Source organism: Serratia sp. (in: enterobacteria), from assembly GCF_051654945.1.
GTDB lineage: Bacteria > Pseudomonadota > Gammaproteobacteria > Enterobacterales > Enterobacteriaceae > Chania.
Genome location: NZ_JBOFZA010000099.1, coordinates 1 through 5129, shown reverse-complemented (window position 1 = coordinate 5129; position 5129 = coordinate 1). Strand labels below are relative to the sequence as shown.

Genomic DNA, 5129 nt, shown 5'->3' with positions numbered 1-5129 from the left:
TAACCGGCCTTGCTGTCAGCCACTGGCCCGCAAGCTGCGAGCCAGTGGCATGGGAATGACAGTCTTCAGGCCAAGGCAGTACGGCGGTACCGTTCGGGAGACGGGCCGCCGAATTAACGATCGTCACAATAACAAAGCCGAAACGGCACCACCGCGGTTATCGGCATAGACGTGGTAGCGATAATGAAAAAACACGCTTATGGCATGGATGGAACTCGGCTCACGTTACGGCGTGCGGCCACAATCGGACTGTTTTTGGGCGGCTTAGGCGGGCTGACTTGTCAGACTCTCGCCGCACCGCAGGTCGAATTCAACTGGCAAGCCGCACCGACAGAACGTTCGGTGATGACATTAACCTTACAGGACGCGATCCTGCGAGCGTTTGCGCGTAACCCGCAAATTGCCCAGGCTTCAGCGCAAATCAATGTGGGTAAGGCTGACCTGGCATTGGCACAAAGCGCCTGGTTCCCGCAAATCGGCCTCAACAGTAATTTTGGCAAATCCAGCCAGACAGACTCCTCTGGCACCTTGAACAACACCGCTTCAGCAGGCGTGACGCTTAACCAGTTGCTGTACGACTTTGGCAAGACCAGCGGCAGCATCGACGAGCAACATAACCTCTCCGATGCCTATCGTTACACGCTCTACCAAACCATGACCGAGGTGGGCCAGCAAACGCTGCAAGCCTATCTTCAGGTCAAGCGCTATCAGGATTTGTGCACCGCAGCGGAGCGCAACCTGGTGTCGCTGAACCGGGTCAAGGAGATTGCCGAACTGCGGGCCAACGCCGGTCTCAGCTCGCAATCCGACGTCTTGCAGGCACAAACCCGTATCGCCGGGATGAACGCCACGCTGGAACAGTATCGCGCCCAGCACCGTTCGGCCCTGGCTCAGCTCACCGTGCTGACCGGTGTTGTCCCGGATAAACTCCCCGACCTGCCGCAGCAACTGCTGCAACAGAAAATCACCCTCAAATCGCTGCCTTATCAAAAAAGCAATGCGGTACTCAGCGCCCAGGCCAAGCAGGAGGCGGCTATCCAGCGCGTGCGCCAGGCCGAGGCCCAACACTGGCCAACCATCTCCGTTCAGGCTGGCCGCACCCGTTATGAGAGCGATGGCAACGAATCACAGTCCTACTGGAACGATCAGTTGCAGCTAGTCGTGCAGGCACCGATCTATCAGGGCGGCGCGGTCAATGCCAAGGTCGATGCCGCCGAGGGCGATCGTCAGGCGGCACAGGCTCAGGTCGAGGCCGCCAAACTGGATATGAACCAGAAAGCGTCTACCGCCTATGCGGATCTGATCGGGGCGCAGCAGCGAGAGCTGGCCGGGGCGCAACAGCTGAGCAGTGCGGACTATACCCGCAGCGTCTATCAGGATGAATACAAGCTCAGCAAGCGCAGCCTGAACGACCTGCTCAGCGTGGAACAAGACGTGCTACAGGCAGAAAGCTCACGCGTCATCGCCCTGTACGACGGCTGGGACGCGGCGGTGCGCTACGCCTCTGCGGTCGACAACTTATTGGATATGTTGGGTATCGAGCGCCAACGAGCCAGTGGCGACACCCTACCGTCGCTGTAGTCTGAATGATTTTGCCAGGAGCGCTTATGTCACAACCTGCTTCACTCGAAGCCTGGATCGCAGCGATGGCCCGAGCGGCCAACGGCTACGGTCTGGCTGTCGACGTTAAATCCGTCCGCCAGCAAATGCGCTGGTATGAACAATTGCCTGCCCCGCGTCGTTTGGAACGGCTGGGCCACCTGATGGGGCTTAGCGTCAGCTTGCAGCCGAGGGAGAAAGTGCGCTGGCGTAACGAGATCCTGCCCGCGCTGATCGAGATCGACGACGGCGGCCTGATGGTGATCGAATCCCTCGACAGCGAGGGCAAGGCGCTCTATTGGCTCAACGACAGCGGCGACGTACAGCGGGAAGCCGAGCTGGTGGAGTTACTGCTCAAAGGCCAAGGCACCATTGTGCTACTGGGTACAGCGGAGCGTGGGCAAGACTCACGCATCGACGACTTCGTGCAGCCCTATCGCAAACACTGGTTCTGGCAACATTTTCGCGGGGCCAAACGGCAGATCGGTGAGATCTCGCTGGCGTCGATCATCAGCAACGTGCTGGCGCTCGCCGGCATTCTGTTTTCGATGCAGGTGTATGACCGGGTTATTCCGGCTCAGTCTTACTCGACCCTGTGGGTGCTGTTCTTCGGGGTGCTGATCGCGGCGGCGCTGGAGTACGCCATCCGCCTGTCGCGCACCGTAATTTCGGATCTGATGGGTAAGAAAATCGATCTGAAGATCTCCGGCATGCTGTTTGCCCGCGCTCTGGCGATCAAAAACGAAGCGCGGCCAAAATCAACCGGCTCCTTTATCTCGCAGTTGCGGGAGATCGATCAGGTACGAGAATTACTGACCTCCACCACCGTGGGTGCCGCGGCGGATATGCCGTTCGTGTTGCTGTTCCTGGTCATTATGGCGCTGGTAGGCGGCCCGCTGGTGTTTATCCCGATGCTGGCGATCCCGCTGATCGTGATCCCCGGGATCTTGCTGCAATGGCCGATGGCCAAGCTGGCGAAAGAAGGCATGCGTGAAAGCGCACTGCGCAACGCTGTGCTGGTTGAGTCGATCGAAGGGGTTGAGGACATCAAAGCGTTGCAGGCCGAACCTTACTTCCAGCGCCAATGGGAGCAAACCCACGCGGTCAGCGCCACCATCGGTATGCAACAGCGGCTGTGGGGGGCGCGGCTCAGCGGTTGGGCCTCGACGGTGCAGCAGTTGACCTATGCCGGGATGCTGGTATTTGGCAGCTATCTGGTGCTCAACGGCGATATCACCACCGGTACCATGGTGGCCTGTAGCCTGCTGTCTTCCCGCACCATCGCCCCGCTGATGCAGCTGACCATGGTGTTTTCACGCTGGCAGCACGCCAAAACCGCCATGACCGGCCTTGACGATCTGCTGAAAAAGCCGCTCGATAAGCCGGAAGAAGGCAAGATGGCGCACTGTCCGGTACTCAGCGGCCATTTCCAACTGCGTAACCTGCAATACAGCTACGACGTGGAGAAAGGGGACAACTCGATCACCGTCAATAATCTGGAGATCAAACCCGGCGAGCGGGTGGCGATCCTCGGTAAGGTTGGCGCGGGCAAATCGACGCTGCTGAAGCTGCTTTCCGGCCAGGCCAGCGCTACCCGTGGCAAGGTGATCATCGACGGGGTTGACATCAGCCATATCGATCCCAGCGATGTACGCCGCCAGTTGGGCTTCCTCTCGCAAGAATCGCGGCTGTTTTTCGGCAGCCTGCGCCAGAACCTGATGCTCGGCCACCCGCACGCTACCGAACCGGAAATGCTCCAGGCGCTGCGGATCTCGGGGGCGCTAAGCCTGGTACAACAGGACGCCGCCAGCCTGGATCGCATTATTCATGAGGGCGGCCGTGGCCTGTCCGGTGGCCAACGCCAGATGGTGCTGCTGAGCCGCATGATCCTGCGCAATCCGCAAATCGTGCTGCTGGATGAACCCACCGCCTCGATGGATGAGCAGTTGGAAGAGTACGTGATCCGCCAGATGCACGGCTGGCTCAGTGGCCGTACGCTGGTTTTGGTCACCCATCGGCCTGCGCTGTTGAAGCTGGTGGACCGTATCGTGGTATTGGATAACGGCCGGGTAGTCGCCGACGGGCCACGGGATCAGATCCTGCAGGCGGCCAATAAGCCGATCAATAAAGAACAGGGCGTGGCATGAGGAACGATCAATGAGCAATATCACCATGCAAGACGATCTGGCACGGCAGGGGCGGCGGCATTCCTCGGTACTTTGGTTGACGCTGTTGGGGATGATCCTGTTCGTGGTTTGGGCCTATTTTGCGATACTCGATGAGGTTACCGTTGGCACCGGCAAGGTCACTCCCTTGAGCCGGGCGCAGCTGATTGAGAGCCTGGACGGTGGGATTATCGATCATCTGTATGTGCACGAAGGGGACATCGTCAGCAAAGGCCAGAAACTGGCGCAGTTGGACGTGAAACGCTTTCAGTCCAACTATGGCGAAGCCTTTTCCCGCGTGCGGACCCTACGCGCCTCCGCCGAACGCCTGCGCTCCGAACTGACCGGCGAACCTTTGCAGTTTAGTGCCGACACGATGCAGGAGCCGAATTTGGTGGCCCGTGAGCGCCAGCTATATGACTCCCGCAAGCGCAACCGCGATGAGACCGTCACCAACCTGCAACAATCGATGCAGTTGGTCCAACAGGAGTTACGCATGACCGAACCGCTGGTCGCCAAAGGGGCCGCCGGACAGGTTGAAGTGATCCGCCTGCGGCGTCAGGTCAGCGAGCTGCGCGGCAAGATTGATGAGGCCCGTAACCAGTACGCCGTGCGCGCCCGTGAGGAGCAGGTGAAAAACAACGCCGATCTCGACGCCCAGTTGGAACTGGTGAACGGCAAGGAAGATCAGTTGGATCGCGCCACTATGGTTTCGCCGGTGCGTGGGATCGTGAAGGACATTCAGGTGACTACCGTGGGCGGCGTATTACAGCCGGGCGGCAAGCTGATGGAAATCGTGCCGTTGGAAGATCAGTTACTGATCGAAACTCGCATCAACCCACGGGATATCGCCTATATCCGCCCTGGACTGCCCGCCACCGTCAAGGTGACCGCCTATGATTCTTCGATCTACGGCAACCTGAATGGCGAGGTGGAAAACGTTTCACCTGATACCATTCAGGACGAGGTCAAACGTGACCAGTATTACTACCGGGTTTACGTGCGCACCAAGCAGGCAGAACTGATGAACAAGGCCGGTAAGAAGTTCCCGATTGTGCCGGGGATGGTGGCCAGCGTGGAGATCAAAACCGGCCAGAAAAGCGTGCTGGATTACCTGATCAAGCCGCTGAACAAGGTGAAGGAGTCACTGCGCGAACGTTGATGGTCACCCCTCACCCCAACCCTCTCCCACAGGGAGAGGGAGCTAGTTCAGCGTACAGGGCAGGTGATGTGGTCTAGTAATATCGAACACCGATTAAGGTTTTTTACACCGCATGCCTCTCTTTGGCATGCGGTGTCTGACCATCATTAAAGCTATGCGCTCTTCGATGGTTGTAGTAATGCGTTATGTAGCTCAGAACATCT

3 protein-coding genes are annotated in these 5129 nt (G+C 58.7%); all 3 read left to right on the top strand.

Going from position 1 to position 5129, the window contains the following annotated elements; all coding sequences use genetic code 11:
• Nucleotides 1-183: 183 nt before the first annotated feature.
• The 3 genes from ACRDCA_RS24370 to ACRDCA_RS24360 are packed head-to-tail and all read left to right on the top strand — an operon-like array spanning nucleotide 184 to nucleotide 4926.
• The gene (locus ACRDCA_RS24370; protein WP_438691856.1) at nucleotides 184-1581 is read left to right on the top strand and encodes a TolC family outer membrane protein; all 1398 of its coding nucleotides are present in this window, start codon (nucleotides 184-186) and stop codon (nucleotides 1579-1581) included.
• Nucleotides 1582-1607: 26 nt separating this feature from the next.
• A complete protein-coding gene (locus ACRDCA_RS24365) occupies nucleotides 1608-3746 on the top strand; it encodes a type I secretion system permease/ATPase (RefSeq protein WP_438691855.1) in 2139 nt (712 codons plus the stop codon).
• A 10-nt stretch (nucleotides 3747-3756) separates the two neighbouring features.
• Nucleotides 3757-4926, top strand: coding sequence for an HlyD family type I secretion periplasmic adaptor subunit (locus tag ACRDCA_RS24360; RefSeq protein WP_438691854.1), 1170 nt, complete (start codon nucleotides 3757-3759; stop codon nucleotides 4924-4926).
• Nucleotides 4927-5129: the final 203 nt, after the last annotated feature.